This window comes from Aminobacter sp. Piv2-1, assembly GCF_037625995.1.
GTDB lineage: Bacteria > Pseudomonadota > Alphaproteobacteria > Rhizobiales > Rhizobiaceae > Aminobacter.
Map to the genome: position 1 here is coordinate 315,462 of NZ_JARKMU010000001.1, position 17,055 is coordinate 332,516.

At 66.0% G+C, this 17,055-nt stretch carries 13 protein-coding genes; 7 read left to right on the plus strand and 6 right to left on the minus strand.

The window, feature by feature from the left end:
* Positions 1 to 5: 5 nt before the first annotated feature.
* The gene (gene thrC, locus AmiPiv_RS01555; protein WP_340035912.1) at positions 6 to 1,403 is read right to left on the minus strand and encodes a threonine synthase; all 1,398 of its coding nucleotides are present in this window, start codon (positions 1,401 to 1,403) and stop codon (positions 6 to 8) included.
* A gap of 185 nt (positions 1,404 to 1,588) precedes the next feature.
* Between thrC and AmiPiv_RS01560 the strand changes: the two genes are divergently transcribed.
* On the plus strand, positions 1,589 to 2,131 hold the full coding sequence (locus tag AmiPiv_RS01560) for a hypothetical protein (protein ID WP_340035486.1): 543 nt from the start codon (positions 1,589 to 1,591) through the stop codon (positions 2,129 to 2,131).
* 38 nt (positions 2,132 to 2,169) lie between these two features.
* Here the strand turns inward: AmiPiv_RS01560 and AmiPiv_RS01565 are convergent, their stop codons facing one another.
* Entirely contained in the window at positions 2,170 to 2,859 is a 690-nt protein-coding gene (locus AmiPiv_RS01565; protein WP_340035487.1) for an HAD family hydrolase, read from the minus strand.
* A 171-nt stretch (positions 2,860 to 3,030) separates the two neighbouring features.
* Between AmiPiv_RS01565 and AmiPiv_RS01570 the strand changes: the two genes are divergently transcribed.
* Positions 3,031 to 4,164 carry a site-specific DNA-methyltransferase gene (locus tag AmiPiv_RS01570; protein WP_340035488.1) on the plus strand — a complete coding sequence of 378 codons (1,134 nt, stop codon included), beginning with the start codon at positions 3,031 to 3,033 and terminating at the stop codon, positions 4,162 to 4,164.
* 160 nt (positions 4,165 to 4,324) lie between these two features.
* Here AmiPiv_RS01570 and AmiPiv_RS01575 read toward each other — a convergent pair whose 3' ends face one another.
* Both AmiPiv_RS01575 and mutY read right to left on the minus strand, forming a co-directional pair.
* Complete coding sequence (locus AmiPiv_RS01575) at positions 4,325 to 4,936, minus strand: HAD family hydrolase (protein ID WP_340035489.1); 612 nt, start codon at positions 4,934 to 4,936, stop codon at positions 4,325 to 4,327.
* Positions 4,937 to 4,940: 4 nt separating this feature from the next.
* A complete protein-coding gene (gene mutY, locus AmiPiv_RS01580; RefSeq protein ID WP_340035490.1) occupies positions 4,941 to 6,053 on the minus strand; it encodes an A/G-specific adenine glycosylase in 1,113 nt (370 codons plus the stop codon).
* 75 nt (positions 6,054 to 6,128) lie between these two features.
* Here mutY and AmiPiv_RS01585 point away from each other — a divergent pair, with 75 nt between their 5' ends.
* The 3 genes from AmiPiv_RS01585 to smc all read left to right on the plus strand — a co-directional run bounded on the left by AmiPiv_RS01585 (position 6,129) and on the right by smc (position 11,014).
* Positions 6,129 to 6,623, plus strand: coding sequence for a DUF721 domain-containing protein (locus AmiPiv_RS01585; RefSeq protein ID WP_340035491.1), 495 nt, complete (start codon positions 6,129 to 6,131; stop codon positions 6,621 to 6,623).
* A gap of 140 nt (positions 6,624 to 6,763) precedes the next feature.
* Positions 6,764 to 7,495: a DsbA family protein gene (locus tag AmiPiv_RS01590; RefSeq protein ID WP_340035492.1), complete on the plus strand. Its 732-nt coding sequence runs from the start codon at positions 6,764 to 6,766 to the stop codon at positions 7,493 to 7,495.
* Between the two features lie 60 nt (positions 7,496 to 7,555).
* Positions 7,556 to 11,014 carry a chromosome segregation protein SMC gene (gene smc / locus AmiPiv_RS01595; protein ID WP_340035493.1) on the plus strand — a complete coding sequence of 1,153 codons (3,459 nt, stop codon included), beginning with the start codon at positions 7,556 to 7,558 and terminating at the stop codon, positions 11,012 to 11,014.
* Positions 11,015 to 11,079: 65 nt separating this feature from the next.
* On the opposite strand, the gene AmiPiv_RS01600 is transcribed toward smc, so the two are convergent.
* Complete coding sequence (locus AmiPiv_RS01600; RefSeq protein WP_340035494.1) at positions 11,080 to 11,643, minus strand: TetR/AcrR family transcriptional regulator; 564 nt, start codon at positions 11,641 to 11,643, stop codon at positions 11,080 to 11,082.
* A gap of 155 nt (positions 11,644 to 11,798) precedes the next feature.
* Between AmiPiv_RS01600 and AmiPiv_RS01605 the strand changes: the two genes are divergently transcribed.
* Both AmiPiv_RS01605 and AmiPiv_RS01610 read left to right on the plus strand, forming a co-directional pair.
* Positions 11,799 to 12,965, plus strand: coding sequence for an efflux RND transporter periplasmic adaptor subunit (locus AmiPiv_RS01605; RefSeq protein ID WP_340035495.1), 1,167 nt, complete (start codon positions 11,799 to 11,801; stop codon positions 12,963 to 12,965).
* Positions 12,962 to 16,045 carry an efflux RND transporter permease subunit gene (locus tag AmiPiv_RS01610; protein WP_340035496.1) on the plus strand — a complete coding sequence of 1,028 codons (3,084 nt, stop codon included), beginning with the start codon at positions 12,962 to 12,964 and terminating at the stop codon, positions 16,043 to 16,045. The genes AmiPiv_RS01605 and AmiPiv_RS01610 overlap by 4 nt, the downstream gene beginning before the upstream one ends.
* Positions 16,046 to 16,159: 114 nt before the next feature.
* Here AmiPiv_RS01610 and AmiPiv_RS01615 read toward each other — a convergent pair whose 3' ends face one another.
* Positions 16,160 to 16,558, minus strand: a complete 399-nt coding sequence (locus AmiPiv_RS01615) for a VOC family protein (RefSeq protein ID WP_340035497.1) — start codon at positions 16,556 to 16,558, stop codon at positions 16,160 to 16,162.
* Positions 16,559 to 17,055 lie beyond the last annotated feature (497 nt).

Consider the following 17,055-nt stretch of genomic DNA (forward strand, 5'->3'; position numbering starts at 1 on the left):
ACTCCCTAGCGTGCCGCTCGTGTGCGGCGGCTAATGTAATCTTCCACCATTTTTATCTCTGATGGAAGTACCGTGAACCTTTCGTTACGTTCCATCAGGCCGGAGAGCCATTTCGGCAAATTGGGCGCGATGCCCGACGCAGCCTCGACCGCCGCCGGGAATTTCGCCGGATGGGCGGTCGCAAGCACGATCATCGGCACGTCGCTGGCAGGCTGGCCTGCCGCGACATGCACTGCGGTTGCGGTATGCGGATCGAGCAGATAGCCGGTGCCTTCGAGCGTCCTGCGGATGGTGGCGGCGGTTTCGTCCATGGCGGCCCGGCCGGCGGCGAATTCGCCGCGGATGCCTGCCAGCGCCTTTTCCTCGATGGTGAAGGAGCCCGACTGCTTGAGGCCGGCCATGTAGCGTCGAACAACCGCGGGGTCGCGGTCGGAAGCCTCGAACAGCAGGCGCTCGAAGTTCGAGGAAACCTGGATGTCCATGGAAGGCGAGGTGGTCGCGACGACGCCCGTCGTGCGGTACTCGCCGCTCTTCAGCGTGCGGTCGAGGATGTCGTTGTCGTTGGTCGCGATGATCAGCCGGTCGATCGGCAGGCCCATGCGCTTGGCGGCGTAGCCCGCGAAGATGTCGCCGAAATTGCCGGTCGGCACGGTGAACGAAACCGGCCGGTCGGGTGCGCCGAGCGAGATCGCCGAGGAGAAGTAGTAGACGATCTGGGCCATGATGCGGGCCCAGTTGATCGAGTTCACGCCCGACAGCCGCATGCGGTCGCGGAAGCCGTGGTCGTTGAACATGTCCTTCACCAGGCCCTGGCAGTCGTCGAAGTTGCCTTCGATCGACAGGGCATGCACGTTTGCCGCAGCCGAGGTGGTCATCTGGCGCTGCTGCACCGGCGAGACCCGGCCGTGCGGGAACAGGATGAATATGTCGGTGCGCTCGCGCCCGGCGAAGGCCTCGATCGCAGCCCCACCCGTGTCGCCCGAGGTGGCGCCGACGATGGTCGCATGCTGGCCGCGCTCGGCCAGCACATGGTCCATCAGGCGCGCCAAAAGCTGCATGGCGACGTCCTTGAAGGCGAGCGTCGGGCCGTGGAAGAGCTCGAGCACGAAGCTGTTGGCGCCGGTCTGGACGAGCGGGCAGACGGCGTCGTGGCGGAAGGTCGCGTAGGCTTCCCTGACGAGCCGCTCGAGCACGTCCTGCTTGATCTCGCCGCCGAGGAACGGGGTGAGCAGCCTGATGGCCAGATCGGCATAGGAAAGGCCGCGCATCTTGCGGATTTCGGCGGCGCTGAAGGTCGGCCATTCGGCGGGGAGATAGAGGCCGCCGTCGCGCGCGAGGCCGGCCAGTACTGCGTCGGAAAATCCAAGCGCGGGAGCTTCCCCGCGGGTGCTCACATAGTGCATATCTATCCGTTCCAAGGCGGTGCGTCCTGCCGGTCATCGGCGGGAAGGGGAAAACTGCGCTCCCTCAGTCGCATTTTTGCCGCGCGGTTGATATAGAACGACAGCTTTGCGAGAGGGAAGTGCAGTTCATGTTGTTTCGTAAGATCGACGGTCGCTTTATGGCGACTTTGGCGACCTCCAGCTTTATGCTTATCGTCGCAGCCTGCCAATCCGGCGGCAGCGGCGGCGGCTTTTTTGCCCCCCCTCAGCCCAAGGATCCGAAGCAGATCGCGGAAGAGGAAGGCAAGATCCTGGCCAGCGAACTGCTCGCCTATTGCCCCAACGTGACGCTCCGCGACGGCACGGCCTTCTTCAACAGCTACGCCAAGGGCGGCCAGGACGACCCGGCCAAGCTCACCTACCAGTCGGCCATCACCGACGCGACCCGCAACTGCACGCGCACCGACACCACCATGAGCATCAATGTCGGCGTCGCCGGCAAGGTGGTCACCGGACCGGCTGGCGGCCCCGGCACCGTCAACATGCCGATCCGCATTGCGGTCATTCGCGGCGAGGAGGTTCTCTACTCGCAGCTGCACAAGAACGCTGTGCAGGTCGCCGATACGTCGATGGCGACCCAGTGGGTGTTCACCATCCCGAACATCACCATCCCCAAGCCGACGGCGCGCGATGTCCAGATCTTCGTGGGTTACGACGAAGGGCCGCAGAAGAAGAAGCCTCAGGGCTGAGCCATCGGAGCGCCGGTCATCGACCGGCGCTTTTGCTTTCAGGCGTTTTCCGACCACATGCTCAGCGCGGCAATCACGCCGCCGAGGTCGGCCCAGCGCCGGATCACCGTTTCGGCGCCCGCATCGGTCAGCATGTCGGCATGGCCGGGATAGCTGTGCGCCCCGCCGGTGAAGCCGATGACCCGCATGCCGGCCGCCACCGCCCCGGCGATGCCGTGGACGGAGTCCTCGATGACGAAGGTGTTGGCCGGGTCCGCGCCGAGCGTCCTGGCTGCGTGCAGGAAAACGTCCGGAGCCGGCTTCGGTCGGCGGCTCGGCGTTTCGAGCGCCGAGAAGATGCGGCCCTTGAACAGCGGCAGGATGCGGGTGCGATCGAGCATCATCTCGATGCGCTCGGAGGTCGAGTTCGAGCAGATGCACTTCGGCGCGGTGACGTCGGCGACGGCCTCGTGCACGCCGTCGATGGCGCGCACCTCGTTCTTGAGCCGCCGGTCGACCAGCTCTTCGGCCTGGGTGATGAGCGAGGCCTGGAACGGGATGGCGGCCTTCTCCTCGATCTTGAGCAGGATGTCCTTGAAGGTGAGGCCGGCATAGGACTCGGCGATCTCCTCGGCCGAAATCTCGAAACCCGCCGCGGTCAGCAGATCGGACTCGACGCGCGCGGCGATGATTTCGGAATCGACGAGCACGCCGTCGCAATCGAATATGACTAGGTCTGGCTGGTTCATGGCGATCCGGAAGAAATGGGCCGGCGCATGGCGCGGGCCGGGGAACTCAAGGCGCGGCGATTACACCATTCCGGCCGGAACCGCAAATTCGGACGCCTGCTTCATCAATTGTTTACGCTGATCGGTAACCATAACGGCGAGTAAACAGTAACGCGTCATTTGGGTATCAGCATGTCAGCAGTGCGTCCTCTCAGCCAGCTTTCCCGCACGCCCCAGCCGTCCGAATGGCTCGACACCATCATCAAGGGCGACTGCATCGCAGCGCTCGACAAGCTGCCCTCGGCCTCGGTCGACGTGATCTTCGCCGACCCGCCCTACAACCTGCAGCTCGACGGCGACCTGCACCGGCCGGACCAGTCCAAGGTCGATGCCGTGGACGACCACTGGGACCAGTTCGAGAGCTTCGAGGCCTATGACGCCTTCACCCGCGCCTGGCTGCTGGCGGCGCGCCGCGTGCTCAAGCCGAACGGCACGATCTGGGTCATCGGCTCCTATCACAACATCTTCCGCGTCGGCGCCAAGATGCAGGACCTCGGCTTCTGGATCCTCAACGACGTGGTCTGGCGCAAGACCAACCCGATGCCGAACTTCCGCGGCCGCCGCTTCCAGAACGCGCACGAGACCATGATCTGGGCCTCGCGCGACCAGAAAGGCAAGAACTACACCTTCAACTACGAGGCCATGAAGGCGTCGAACGACGACGTGCAGATGCGCTCGGACTGGCTGTTCCCGATCTGCACCGGCGGCGAGCGCCTGAAGGACGAGGACGGCAACAAGCTGCACCCGACCCAGAAGCCGGAAGCGCTGCTGGCCCGCATCATGCTGGCATCGACCAAGCCGGGCGACGTCATCCTCGACCCCTTCTTCGGCTCGGGCACGACCGGCGCGGTCGCCAAGCGGCTCGGCCGCCACTTCGTCGGCATCGAGCGCGAGCAGGCCTATATCGATGCCGCCCAGGAGCGCATCGCCTCGGTGCGCACGCTCGACGGTCCTGAACTCACCGTGCTCACCGGCAAGCGCGCCGAGCCGCGCGTCGCATTCGTCAGCCTGATCGACATGGGCCTGCTGGCGCCGGGCGCCACGCTCTACGACGCCAAGAAGCGCTGGGCCGCCAAGGTGCGCGCCGACGGCACGCTGGCGATCGGCGAAACCGCCGGCTCGATCCATCGCGTCGGCGCTGCCGTGCAGGGGCTCGACGCCTGCAACGGCTGGACCTTCTGGCACTATGAGCGGGCGGGCGGCCTGACCCAGATCGACGAACTGCGCCGCATCGTCCGCGTCGGCATGGAAAAGGCCGGGGCGTAAGCCGCTTCAAGATCGGCTTCCGTCGCGCTTCACCCGCGCGGCGGATCAGGCTCCATGGCTTGTGCCATCTGGACCTTCAGAAGCCCTGCCAGTCCTGGCAGAACAGTTCGAATTCCGGGCGCCCAGGCGCCTTAGGGTTCGCCGATCGGCCGGTTTCCAGTCACCGTCCGATCCCGAGACGCTTGAGGTCCGCCTCGAGCGTTTTCGCATTTGTGAACAGCACCGCCTGCCAGCCTGCAGCAATCGCGCCGTCGACGTTCTTCTGGCTGTCGTCGATGAACAGCGACGCCTTGGGGTCGAGGCCGAAGGCGGCGACGTGGTGTTCGTAGATGCGCTGGTCGGGCTTGATCAGGCCGATGTCGCCAGAGACCGTCACGCCGCGCGGCGTCTCCAGGAACGGGAAGCGGCCGCGCGCCTCGCGGAACGTGTCCGACGCCCAGTTGGTCAGCATGGTGACGTCGTGGCCGGCCGCGACCAGGCCTTCCATCAGGTCGACGCTGTCCTCGTAGTGGTGCGGCACCATCTCGTGCCAGTGCTGGCGGAAGGCGCGGATGCTCCATTCATGCTCGGGGAACTTGGCGATCAGTAGCGCCTCGGCCTCTTCCCAGGTGCGGCCGCGGTCCTGCTCGATGTTCCATTCGCTGGTGCAAACGTTGTCGAAGAACCAGCGGCGCTCGGCAGGATCCGGGATGATGCGGCTGAAGGGGAGGTCCGGATCGTAGTGGATCAGGACCTTGCCGATGTCGTAGACGATGTGGCGGATCTCGCTCATTTCCCTAGCGTCCTCGTTGCGTTGCGCCCGGTATGGCAGTTTCGATGACCTTTTTCATGACGCTTGGCAAGGCTTCGCCGGCGAGGTCTCCGGCGGCCGACCAGAAGTGGCCGTGCGGATGCACCGCCGACTTGAGGTCCGCGCGGAAGACGTCGAGGTCGAGCGCGAAATGGGTGAAGACATGGGTGATGCTGCCGGCCCGCCGCCATGCGGCCGGGAAGGGGGCGGCGTCCATCCCGGTCGCGCCGTCGATCCGCGCGGTCCAGCCCGTCGTCGGCACTTCGGTCATGCCGCCGAGCAGGCCTTTTCCCGGGCGCTTGCGCAGAAGAACCGAACCGTCGGGAGCCACTGCCACGAAGGCGGCACCGCGCCGCGTCGGCCGCTCGGCCTTGGCCGGCTTGACCGGATAGAACTCGGGGTCGCCGTTGGCGATCGCGCTGCAGTCCTCGCGCAACGGACAAAGCATGCAGCGCGGCCGGCGCGGCGTGCAGATGGTGGCGCCCAGATCCATCATCGCCTGGGCGAAGTCGCCCGGACGCGCGACCGCCAGCATGCGCTCGACATGGCCGCGGATTTCGGGCTTCGCCTCGGGCAGGGGCGTCGCGATCGAGAACAGCCGGGTGACGACGCGCTCGACATTGCCGTCGACGACCGCCGCCGGCCGGTTGAAGGCTATGGAAGCAATGGCCGCCGCCGTGTAGGGGCCGATGCCGGGCAGTTCACGCAGCCCGGCCTCGCTGTCGGGAAAGCGGCCACCGGGGAGAGCGGCGACGGCCTCCGCGCAGGCCTTGAGGTTGCGGGCGCGGGAATAGTAGCCGAGCCCGGCCCAAGCCTTCATGACGTCTTCCGTGTCGGCGGCGGCGAGCGACCTGACGTCCGGCCACTTCTCCAGAAAGGCGCGGAAATAGGGTTTTACCGCCTCGACGGTCGTCTGCTGCAGCATGATTTCAGACAGCCACACGCGGTAGGGATCGGGCCTGCCGCCCTTCGTCAGTTCGCGCGGAGGCATGCGCCACGGCAGGTCGCGGTGATGGGTGTCGTACCAGTCGAGCAACAGGGTCGCGATCAGGCCGGCGGCGTTCGGCGCACGCTTGCGGGTATCGTTTCGGAATGCCATTGATGGACCGGACTGCCTTCGGCGTTGCGTGTCGCCGGGCTCATATCTGGCGACATGTCATTTCTGGAGTACGACATGGCAGGGAACAAGTGGCGCGGCAATCCCGTGCCTGTCAGCGACCTGGCGAGCGCGATCCTCGATCCGGTGCTGCGCAAGCGCACCGGCATCTCGGTCGGCCTCGTCCAGTCCTGGGAGGAGATCGTCGGTCCGAGGCTGGCGCTGAACTCGCGGCCCGAGAAGATCCAGTGGCCGAGACGCCTGCATGAGGACGACCCCTTCGAGCCGGCGGTGCTGGTCGTCGCCTGCTCGGGACCTGCGGCCCTTCACCTGCAACACGAGACCGGCGAGATCATCGGCCGGGTGAACGCCTTCCTCGGCTTCAACGCGGTGGGCCGCATCCGCATCGTCCAGAAACCCGTCGCATCGGTAGCGCCGACCCGCCCACGGCTGCGCAAGCTCAGCGATGCCGAGCAGTCGAAACTGTGCGGAACCGTCGGCAAGATCGAGGACGAAGGCCTCAGGGCATCGCTGGAAAAACTCGGGGCGGCCATCGTTGCTTCCCGCAAATAACCTTCCAGCGCTCGCAACAATGTGATCGGAGAGCAGGGCGATTGGCGATTGGCTTGGGGAAATCGATGCCTTAATTCGCGCCAACTCTCGCTTTCACGTATTCGCGTACTGCAAAGTTCAACAATCGTCAGGTGATTCGTATGATCCGACCCATTTCCCGCAGGACCGCACTTACCGGGCTGGCAGCCGTTTCGGCGGCCACGCTTCTGTCTGCCTGCAGCGACTCCAGCGAGGAGGCCAAGGCGACCGCGAAGCCTGCCGAACCGGCCGCCGCCTCGGGCCAGTCGGCCGCGCCGGCTGCAACGGTCGAGGCGCCGCCCTCGCAGGGCAATGTGGACATGGCCAAGCTGCTCGAGGCCGGTCCGCTGCCGGAAATGGTGCTCGGCAAGGCGGATGCGCCGGTGACCATCGTCGAATACGCGTCGATGACCTGCCCGCACTGCGCGCGCTTCCATGAGGCGACCCTGCCGGAACTGACCAAGAAGTACATCGACACAGGCAAGGTGCGCCTGCTCTATCGCGAGTTCGCCTTCGATCCGCTGGCCGAGGCCGGCTTCATGCTCGCACGCTGCTCCAAGGACAACTACTTCCCGATGGTCGAGGTGCTGTTCAAGCAGCAGCAGACCTGGGCCGCCTCGCAGAACCCCAAGGATGCGCTCCTGCAGATCGCGCGGCTCGCCGGCTTTACACAGGAGTCGTTCGAGGCCTGCTTGACGGATCAGAAGCTTCTGGACGATATCAGGGCCGTGCGCGCCCGCGGCGAGAAGGACTTCGCGGTGGACTCGACGCCGACGTTCTTCATCAACGGAAAGCTGTACAAGGGGGCAATGTCGATTGAGGAAATGTCGGCGATCATCGACGGCATGCTCTGACATTCTCGTAGCGCCGAAGCGGTCCAGCTTCGGTGCGCCCTTTTGCATGGGGTGGCGCGAATGAAGTTTTCGCGCCTCCGCCTCCTCGGTTTCAAATCCTTCGTCGAGCCCGGTGAGTTCGTCATCGAACGGGGCCTCACCGGCGTCGTCGGGCCGAACGGCTGCGGCAAGTCCAATCTGGTCGAAGCGTTGCGCTGGGTTATGGGCGAAAGCTCGTACAAGAACATGCGCGCTTCCGGCATGGACGACGTCATCTTCTCCGGCTCCGGCACGCGCCCGGCGCGCAACACCGCCGAGGTGACGCTGTTCCTCGACAACAGCGACCGCACCGCGCCGGCCTCCTTCAACGATGCCGACGAATTGCAGGTGTCGCGCCGCATCGAACGCGAGGCCGGCTCCGTCTATCGCATCAACGGCAAGGAAGCTCGCGCCAAGGATGTGCAGCTGCTTTTCGCCGACCAGTCGACCGGCGCCCGTTCGCCGTCGATGGTGGGGCAGGGGCGCATCGGCGAGCTGATCCAGGCCAAGCCCCAGGCGCGCCGCGCCCTGCTCGAAGAGGCGGCCGGCATTTCCGGCCTGCATTCGCGCCGGCACGAGGCGGAACTGCGCCTGCGCGCCGCCGAGCAGAATCTCGAGCGGCTCGACGACGTCGTCGGCGAACTCGAAAGCCAGATCGAAAGCCTGAAGCGGCAGGCCCGCCAGGCATCCCGCTTCAAGAACCTGTCGGCCGACATCCGCAAGGCGGAAGCGATACTGCTTCACCTGCGCTGGACGCTCGCAAAGACGCAGGAAGGCGAGGCGCAGTCTGCACTTGCCTCGGCGACCGCGCTGGTCGGCGATAGGGCCGCCGCCCAGATGACGGCCGCCAAGGATCAGGGGGTGGGGGCGCACAAGCTGCCGGCGCTGCGTGAGGCCGAAGCGACCGCCGCCGCCACCTTCCAGCGCCTGTCGATCGCCCGTTCGCAGCTCGAGGAGGAGGCCGGCCGCATCGGCCAGCGCCAGAGCGAACTCGACCGCCGGCTGCAGCAGCTCGACGCCGACATAGCCCGCGAACAGCGCATGATCGGCGACAATGACGCGATCCTTGCGCGCCTCGACGCCGAGGAAAAGTCGCTGCGGGAGGAGAATGACGGCGCCGCCGATCGCGAGGCGGCGACCCGCGACGCCCTTGAAGAGGCGATGGCGACGCTGTCGGGGACCGAGGCTGAGCTGGGGCGGGCGACCGCCGAGCGTGCCGAGGCTGCCGCGGGCCGCACCCAGGCCGAGCGCGCGATGCGCGAAGCCGCCGAGCGGCGCGACCGCTTCGCCCGGCAGCTGGCCGAACTCGACCGCGAGGCCGGCGAGATCGCCGCCCGCATCGCGACGCTCGCCGACCCGGCGGAAAAGCGCATGCTCGCCGAAGCGGCGCAGGAAGCGCTCGAGGAAGCCGAATATGCGGCGACCGAGGCCGAGCGCGCCGTTGCTGAGGCCAGACAGGCGGAAGCTGCTTCGCGCCAGCCCCTGCAGGAGGCCAGGGCGGAACTCGCGCGCACCGAGACCGAGGCGCGGACGCTGGCCAAGATCATCAACGCCGCCTCGGGCGATGCCTATCCGGCGGTTCTGGAGCAGATCGGCGTCGAGCGCGGCTTCGAGACCGCGCTGGGCGCGGCGCTGGGCGAGGACCTGGATGCGGCACTCGACCCCGCAGCACCCGTCCACTGGGGCGACATGGGGCCGGCGGACGCCGCCCTGAAGTTGCCGGCGGGCGTGCGCAGCCTCGCCGAAGTCGTGCGTGCGCCGCGCCAGCTGGCGCGGCGTCTCGCCCAGATCGGCGTGGTGGACGCGGCGGACGGGTCGAGGCTCCAGCTGCTGCTGGCGCCCGGCCAGAAGCTCGTCAGCCGCGAGGGCGCGCTGTGGCGCTGGGACGGCTTCACGGCGAGCGCCGACGCTCCCACCGCCGCAGCCCAGAGGCTGGCCCAGAAGAACCGGCTCGCCGAACTCGACGCCGAGGCGGTCGAGGCGACGCAGCGCGTGCGCGCCGCCGAAGAGGCCTTGGCGCGTGCCGAAGCCGCCGTGCGCGCCGGTACCGAAGCCGAGCGGCTGGCCCGCCAGGGGTGGCGCGACGCCCAGCATCAGGTCGGGGCTGCGCGCGACGCGCTGGCGCAGGCCGAGAAGGCCGCCGGCGAGCTCGTCAGCCGGCGTGCGGCGCTCGACGAGGCGCGCGCCCGGGTGGCCGACGCGCATGAGGAAGCTCAGGCCGCCTATGTGGAAGCCGAGGATTTGCTGGGTTCCGCCCACGATCTCGGCGAACTCCAGGCGCTGCTGGACCAGCTTTCGGCTACCGTGGCACGCGATCGCTCCGCGCTCGCCGACGCCCGTGCCGTGCACGACGGCCTCAACCGAGAGGCCGAGGCGCGGTCGCGCAGGCTGGGTTCGATAGCCGCCGAGCGGCAGAGCTGGGTGCAGCGCGCCGAAAGCGCGGCCGAGCAGATCGAAGCGCTGACCGAGCGGCGCGAGGAAGCCGCCGCCGAGCGCGAGGCGCTGGCCGAGGCGCCCGATGAACTCGACGCCCGCCGCCGCATGCTGATGTCGCAGTTGTCGCAGGCCGAAGCGCTGCGCAAGGACGCGACCGACAAGCTGCAGGAGGCCGAGGCCAGGCAGGCGGCGCTCGACAAGTCGGCGACGGCCGCCATCCAGGGCCTCGCCGAGGCGCGCGAGGCGAGGGCGCGGGCCGAAGAGCGCCTGACTGCCGCCGACGAACGCCGCCGCGAGATCGAGGCGCGCATCCAGGAGGCGCTCAACACGCCGCCGCATCTGGTCTTCCGCCACACCGGCCTCGATGCCGACAGCCCGATGCCGGATCCGATGGACATCGAGAGGACGCTGGAACGGCTGAAGCTCGAACGCGAACGCCTGGGCGCGGTCAACCTGCGCGCCGAGGAGGAGCAGAAGGAACTGTCCGAGCGCCTCGAAGCGATCGTTTCCGAGCGCGAGGACATCATCGAGGCCATCCGCAAGCTGCGCCAGGGCATCCAGGGGCTGAACCGCGAGGGTCGCGAACGGCTGCTCGCGGCCTTCGACCTGGTCAACGGCCATTTCCAGCGGCTGTTCACGCACTTGTTCGGCGGCGGAACGGCCGAGCTGCAGCTGATCGAGTCCGAAGACCCGCTGGAAGCGGGGCTCGAGATCCTGGCCCGCCCGCCGGGCAAGAAGCCGCAGACCATGACGCTGCTTTCCGGCGGCGAGCAGGCGCTGACGGCGATGGCGCTGATCTTTGCGGTGTTCCTGACCAATCCGGCGCCGATCTGCGTTCTCGACGAGGTCGACGCGCCGCTCGACGACCACAATGTCGAGCGCTTCTGCAACCTGATGGACGAGATGGCCGCCTCGACCGAGACGCGCTTCGTCGTGATCACCCACAACCCCATCACCATGGCGCGCATGGACCGGCTGTTCGGCGTGACGATGGCCGAGCAGGGCGTGAGCCAACTCGTTTCGGTCGACCTCCAGGCGGCCGAAGCGTTGCGCGAGGCGAGCTGATCCCGCAGCCTGCGCAAGATTGGCGCTGCCCAACTTACCGGCTGATTTGAAGCCGGCCGCTCAGTTCAGTTTCCCGTCGATTCTTGCGACGCCGCGGCCTCCGCCAGCAGGTAGGAGAGCGCCATGCTGCGTTCATCTTCGTGCAGTATGTCCATGTCGAACAGCTTCATGCTGCGCAGGCCTTCGATCATCAGGAATGCGACGATGAGCTTGGCGGGGTCCGTGCTTTCGGCCTTCAGGCTGTCGAGCAGGCGGCGCTTGTAGTTGCGGATGGGTTTGAGGAAATCCGGGTCCTCCGCGAGTGCCGCGACGACCCCGGCCGCGGAAGGGTGGACCTGCGCGCACTCTTCGGCGGACAACTCGATGTAGGCGGCAAGGCGGCTGGCGGGAACGCCATGCTGGTCCGCGGACTTGGCGGCAAGGTCGGTATCGAACTTCGAGATGTAGTCTTCCACCAGCGCCTGCATCAGCTTGGCCTTGCTGGGGAAGTTGTAGAGGAGGCCGCCCTTGGAAACGCCGGCGCGCTGGGCGACGGCGTCAAGCGAAAGGTTGCCCGGGCCGACGCAATCGGCGAGTTCGGCTGCTGCCGCGAGGATCTTCTCACGGGAACTGGCTCTGTTTCCAGACATTAGCGGCACCTCATTTGTCAGCAGCACCTTTAACCCCGATTGACATTACCGTCCAGACGGTACAGTAAGCGCGCCTCTGATTTCATGATATGTCGAGCCAATGTGCATCGGGCCGCAGCCGGATGCAGATTCCTGACAGAGAATGGGGATCTCCTTTGATCAAGCGTCTCATCATCGCCCTCGTGCTGCTCGTCCTGGTCGTGGGCGGCATCGTCGGGTTCAATATTTTCCGCGACAACGCCATCGAGCAGTTCTTCGCCAATATGCCGGTTTCCGCCGTGACCGTGGCGACGGACAAGGTGCAAGCGGCGCCGTGGAAGCCTGGCATCGAAACGATCGGCACGGTGGGCGCATCCCAGGGCGTCGACCTGACCGTGGAAGTGAACGGCATCGTCAAGGAGATCGGGTTCTCGGCCAACCAGCATGTCAAGGCGGGCGACATCCTGATCCAGCTCGACGACACCGTGCAGCGCGCCGACCTGGCCGCCGCCAAGACCCAGGCCGACCTGGACCAGCAGGCGCTGGACCGGGCGACCGAACTGCGCCGCCGCGGCGTCGGCTCCGACGTCGCGCTGGATGCGGCGCGTGCGACCGCGTCGACCTCGGCCTCGCAGGTGCAGAAGCTGCAGGCCGTGCTGGACCAGAAGCAGCTGCGCGCGCCGTTCTCGGGAACGATCGGCATCCCGAAGGTCGACAACGGCCAGTATGTCGCCCCCGGCAACATCGTCGCGACGCTGCAGGATCTCGACACCATGCGTGCCGACTTCTCGGTTCCCGAGCAGCAGCTCGGCCTGCTCAAGATCGGCCAGCCCGTGCAGTTCGGCCTCGCCGAGGGCGACATGCCGTTCAAGGGTTCGATCGTCGGCATCGATCCGAAGGTCGATCCCCAGAGCCGGCTGGTGTCCGTGCGCGCCGAGATCGCCAATCCCGAGGGCAAGCTGAGCCCGGGCCAGTTCGTGCGCGTGCGCATCGTGCTGCCCGAGGAGGACGGCGTCGTCGCCGTGCCGCAGACCGCGCTGACCTCGAGCCTCTATGGCGATTTCGTCTATGTCGTGCGGCCGGCCGCAAAGCCGGAGGCCGCATCGGCCGAGGCAGGCGCCGCCCAGGCCCAGTCGCAGGCCGAGCCGACGCTTTCCGCCCACCAGGTCTTCGTCAAGGTCGGCCGCCGCTCGGAAGGCCGCGTCGAAATTCTCGAGGGCGTGAAGCTCGACGACGAACTCGTGGTCGCCGGCCAGAACAGGCTGAGCAACGGAACCCCGGTCAAGGTCGACAACACCGTGTCGCCCACGGCGTCGACCAACGCGCAGGCGGCATCGAAATGAGTTTCTCCGACATCTTCATCCGCCGCCCCGTCCTGGCGACGGTGGTGGCCTTCATGATCCTGCTCGTCGGCTTCCAGGGTATCTTCAACCTGGCGGTGAGGCAGTATCCAGAGGTCGAGGAGACGGTGATCACCATCACCACCGTCTATCCCGGCGCCAGCGCCGACCTGATCCAGGGCTTCATCACCGCCCCGATCGCCTCGGCCGTCTCGACCACCGAGAACATCGACTACGTGACCTCGCAGAGCCGTCCGTCATCAAGCACGGTGACGGTCCAGATGGAGCTCGGGTCCAACCCCGACACGGCGCTCACCGAGGTCATGTCGAAGGTTCAGCAGGTGCGCGGCCAGTTGCCGTCGGACGCCGAGGACCCGACCATCGTCAAGGGCACGGGCATGCAGTTCGCCATCATGTACCTGGCGATGCAGAACCCCAACATGACGGCGGAAGAGCTGACCGAATACATCGAGCGCGTCATCCGCCCGCGCATGTCGACCATCGAGGGCGTTGCCGAGGTGCAGGTGCTGGGCGCGGCGAAATATTCGATGCGCGTCTGGATCGATCCGGTCAGGCTCGCCGCGCGAGGGCTGACGGCCGCCGAAGTGCTGCAGGCCATCAACGCCTCCAACTTCCTGTCGGCGCCCGGCAAGACCAAGAACGAATACGTCGCCTATTCGATCACGATGAAGTCGACGCTGCAGACGCCGGAAGCCTTCGCCGAGCTGCCGCTCACGTCCAAGGACGGCAACGTCGTCAGGCTGCGCGACGTGGCACGCGTCGAGCTTGCGGCCGAGAGCACCGATACGGTCGTCAACTTCAACGGCGAGCCGGGCACCTTCATCGGCATCTTCCCGACGCCTTCGGCAAATCCGCTCGACACGGCGGCGGCCGTCATCGACGAGCTGCCGGCGATCCGGGCCAGCCTGCCCGACGGTATGACCATCACCATGGTCTACGATTCGACGGAAACCATCGCCGCCTCGATCGACGAAGTGTTCAAGACGATCGCCGAAGCGGTCGCCATCGTCATCGTGGTCATCCTGCTGTTCCTGGGCTCGTTCCGCTCGGTGCTGATGCCGGTGGTGACCATCCCGCTATCGCTGATCGGCGTCTGTTTCGTGCTGCTGATGATGGGCTACTCGATCAACCTGTTGTCGCTATTGGCCATGGTGCTGGCGATCGGCCTGGTGGTCGACGACGCGATCGTGGTGGTGGAGAACATCCATCGCCACATCGAGGACGGCATGACGCCGATGCAGGCGGCCTTCAAGGGCATGCGCGAGATCTTCGCGCCGGTGGTGGCGATGACCATCACGCTCGCCGCCGTGTTCGCGCCGCTCGTCTTCACCGGCGGCCTGACCGGGTCGCTGTTCCGCGAGTTCGCCATCACGCTCGCGGGCGCGGTGATCCTCTCCGGCTTCATCGCCGTGACGATCACCCCGATGATGTCGGCGCGCCTCCTGAAATCGGGCAGCCACAGCCGCTTCTCCGCCTTCGTCGACCGCACCTTCGAACGTGTCACCAACCGCTACGAGCGGCTGGTCGCGGGTTCGCTCAACTACCGGCCGGTGACGCTTCTGATCGTCGTGGCTCTGGTCTCGGTGACGGCGTTCATGTTCTTCAAGACGTCGAGCGAACTGGCACCCGAGGAGGATTCGGGCGCCCTGTTCGCGCTGGTGACGGCGCCGCGCTACGCGACGACCGAATACACCAGCCTCTACACCGACCAGATCCGCGACCTCACCAAGGACCTGCCGGAACTCAAGACCACCTTCTCGATCGTCGGCATGGGCGGCGGCACCAATTCGGGCTTCTCCGTCTGGGCGCTCAAGGACTGGGCGGACCGCACGCGCTCGCAGAAGGAGATCCAGGCCGACATCCAGGGCCGGCTGTCGAAGGTCAACGGCGTCGAGGCGCTGGTGTTCGCGCCGCCATCGCTGCCGGGTGCCGGCGGCGGCCTGCCGATCTCGGTGGTTATCCAGTCGACCGGCGACCCGAGCCAGGTCTACGAGGTGGCCGAGCAGATCCGCGAGAAGGCCCAGGCCTCGGGGCGCTTCATCGTCGTGCAGAACTCCCTGTCCTTCGATGCGCCGCAGGTCACGGTGACCATCGACCGCGACCGGGCGGCCGCGCTCAACCTGTCGGTACGCGAGATCGGCCAGACCCTGAGCCTGCTCGTCGGCGGCGGGTCGATCGCCCAGTTCGACCGCGATTCCAACAGCTACGACATCATCATTCAGGTGCCGCAGCAGTACCGCGAGAATCCGGAGAAGCTCGGCGAGTTCTTCGTCCGCAGCGTCAACGGCCAGATGGTGCCGCTGTCGGCGGTGGTGACGATCAGGACCAACGCCTCGCCGGCGTCGATCGAGCAGTTCAACCAGCTCAATTCGGCGACGATCTCGGCGCTGCCGGTTCCGAGCGTGACGACGGGCGACGGCCTGAAGACGATCGAGGAGATTGCCCGGCCGCTGCTGCCGGCCGGCTTCTTCATCGACTATTCCGGCCAGTCGCGCCTCGAAAGCGAGCAGGGCAACACCATCCTCATCGCCTTCGCGCTCGCGATCGTGGTGATCTACCTGGTGCTGGCCGCGCAGTTCGAGAGCTTCCGCGACCCGTTCATCATCATGATGTCGGTGCCGCTGTCGATCTTCGGCGCCATCGTTCCGCTCAATCTCGGGTTGGGCACGCTGAACATCTACACCCAGGTGGGCCTGATCACGCTGATAGGGCTGATCACCAAGCACGGCATCCTTCTGGTCGAATTCGCGAACCAGCAGCGCGAGGAGCATGGGATGTCGCGCAAGGAGGCGATCATCGCTTCGGCCAAGGTTCGCCTGCGGCCGATCCTGATGACCACGGCGGCGATGGCGCTCGGCGTCGTGCCGCTGATCATCGCCTCTGGCGCGGGTGCGGCGGCGCGCTATTCGATGGGCCTGGTGATCTTCGCCGGCGTGCTGGTGGGAACGGTGTTCACGCTGTTCGTGGTGCCGATGTTCTACACCTTCATCGCCCGCAAGGACGTCGCGGCCCACGCCGAGATGCCGGACGCCAAGCAGATGGCGGAACCCGCGCACCACTGAGGCGGATGAACGTCCGAAACGAACAGAAGGCCCCGGAGCGATCCGGGGCCTTTTTCGCATTGGAAGACTCGCGCCCTGTCGCCGACGCCGCTGGCGGTGATCGGTCGCGTCAGGCTACCTTGCCGCAGGCCCGCTCTGGGCCGGCTGGAACAGCTCGACCAGGTTGCCCGACGGGTCGACGAGCAGGATCTGCTGCCCGCCGGGGCCGCTGACGATGTCGTTGCGGAACGTCACGCCGGCGGTCCGCAGCCGCTCGACTTCGGCGTTCAGGTCGTCGACGATGAGATGGATGCGGTTCCAGCCGCCCGGACCCGGCCGGTCGCCGTCGGGCATCGGACGGCCGGCCGAACTGGTCGGACCGCTGAGCAGCAATCGCAGCGCGCCCCGCGTCACGTCCGCGAAAGCCGGGGCAAAGTTGGTGAGGGGCGAGAAGCCCAGATGCTTGGTGTACCACTCCACGGCAGCCTGGACGTCGTCGACCATGTAGCGGACATTGACGGCAATCTCAGTCATTTTGGCCTCGCGATATTGATTGCACCACGCCGCTGCAATACGCCCCGCGCCATATCGTTCCCATGGCTGCCAAGTCTAGCAGAATGGTGGTGCTGCTGGGAACATGATGGGCCGAGCACGCGCACTGCCCAGATGAGTCGAATGTAGGGCGAGCAGCAGCGCGTGTATTACTGGATCAAAGGTCGAGAGATGTTCCGCAAGGAAAGGCCGCGGCCTATATTAAAAAATTTTCGTAAATATTTATTATCTAAAACATTGAAATAATAACAACTATTATCCCGAATAATAAAGAGGAAAGTTGTATATATCTGGCATGACGTGGAGAAATGGATTTGTATGTTGACAAGAGTAGATCGGAAAACATAATAGGTTTTCTTCTGATAAGCGGAATTTTATTTATTTCATAGTATATCTCTCTTGAGATATAGAATGTAGCCAAAACAATTCCAAAAATTAGTATTGATATATTGACAATCAATTTGGAATCGATGTCGTTC